This is a genomic window from Streptomyces sp. WG5, assembly GCF_049974565.1.
GTDB lineage: Bacteria > Actinomycetota > Actinomycetes > Streptomycetales > Streptomycetaceae > Streptomyces.
The window spans coordinates 1-1576 of sequence record NZ_JBNGGC010000122.1; the positions used below are offsets into that span (position 1 = coordinate 1).

Annotated in this window: 1 protein-coding gene; it reads left to right on the forward strand. The window is 70.2% G+C overall.

Features of this window, described 5'->3' with window-relative positions:
• Positions 1-1576: type I polyketide synthase (locus ACP4IX_RS36150; RefSeq protein WP_426558884.1), on the forward strand; the 1576-nt coding region annotated here is incomplete at both ends.

Genomic DNA, 1576 nt, shown 5'->3' on the forward strand with positions numbered 1-1576 from the left:
GTGGTGCGGGGTGAGGTCGCGGGTGTTCTGGGGCATGGTTCGGTCGATGAGGTGCCTGCGGATCGTGCGTTCAAGGAGTTGGGCTTTGATTCGCTGACCGCGGTGGAGTTGCGGAACCGGTTGGGTTCGGTGGCGGGTGTGCGGCTGCCGGCGACGCTGGTGTTCGACTATCCGACGGCGGGGGCGCTGGCGGAGTTCTTGCTGGGTGAGGTTCTGGGTCTGGTGGAGCCGGCCGGTGCGGCGTCGGTGCCGGTGCGGGCCGGGGTGCTGGACGACGAGCCGATCGCGATCGTGGGGATGAGCTGCCGGTATCCGGGTGGGGTGGAGACCCCGGAGGATCTGTGGCGGCTGGTGGTCGGTGGCGGTGATGCCATCTCGGTGTTCCCCCAGGGCCGTGGGTGGGATCTGGATGCGTTGTTCGATCCGGATCCGGACGGCCGGGGGACGAGTTATACGCAGTCGGGTGGCTTCCTGCACGACGCGGGTCGCTTCGATCCCGCGTTCTTCGGGATCTCGCCGCGTGAGGCGGTGGCGATGGATCCGCAGCAGCGTCTGCTGCTGGAGACGTCGTGGGAGGCGTTCGAGCGCGCGGGTATCGACCCGGGCGCGATGCGCGGCAGCCGCACCGGCGTCTTCGCCGGTGTGATGTACCACGACTACTCGAGTCGTCTGACGGTTGTCCCCGAGGGCGTCGAGGGATATCTCGGCACGGGCAATTCGGGGAGTATCGCGTCGGGTCGTGTGTCGTACGCGTTCGGGCTGGAGGGTCCGGCGGTGACGGTGGACACCGCGTGTTCGTCGTCGTTGGTGGCGCTGCACTGGGCGATCCAGGCGCTGCGCAACGGTGAGTGCACGATGGCGCTGGCCGGCGGTGTGACGGTGATGGCGTCGCCTGGCACGTTCACGGAGTTCAGCCGCCAGCGTGGTCTGGCGCCCGACGGACGTATCAAGTCCTTCGCCGCGGCGGCGGACGGCACGAGCTGGGCCGAGGGCGCGGGCATGCTGCTGGTGGAGCGGCTGTCCGACGCCCGCCGCAACGGCCACCCGGTCCTGGCGGTGGTGCGGGGCTCGGCGATCAATCAGGACGGCGCGAGCAACGGCCTGACGGCCCCCAACGGGCCCTCCCAGCAGCGCGTGATCCGGCAGGCTCTGGCCAGTGCCCGGCTCACCGCGGCCGAGATCGACGCGGTCGAGGCGCATGGCACCGGCACCACGCTGGGTGACCCGATCGAGGCGCAGGCCCTCCTCGCCACCTACGGCCAGGAGCACGGCGATGAGCGGCCGCTGTGGCTGGGCTCGATCAAGTCGAACATCGGTCACACGCAGGCGGCCGCAGGCGTCGCGGGCATCATCAAGATGATCATGGCGATCCGCCACGGCGTCCTGCCCAGGACCCTGCACGTGGACGAGCCGACCCCGCACGTCGACTGGTCCGAGGGCGCGGTCTCCCTGCTCACGGAGTCCGTGCCGTGGCCCGAGACCGGCCGTCCCCGTCGCGCCGGCATCTCGTCCTTCGGTATCAGCGGCACCAACGCCCACACGATCATCGAGCAGGCCCCCGACGACCTCGCCCCGA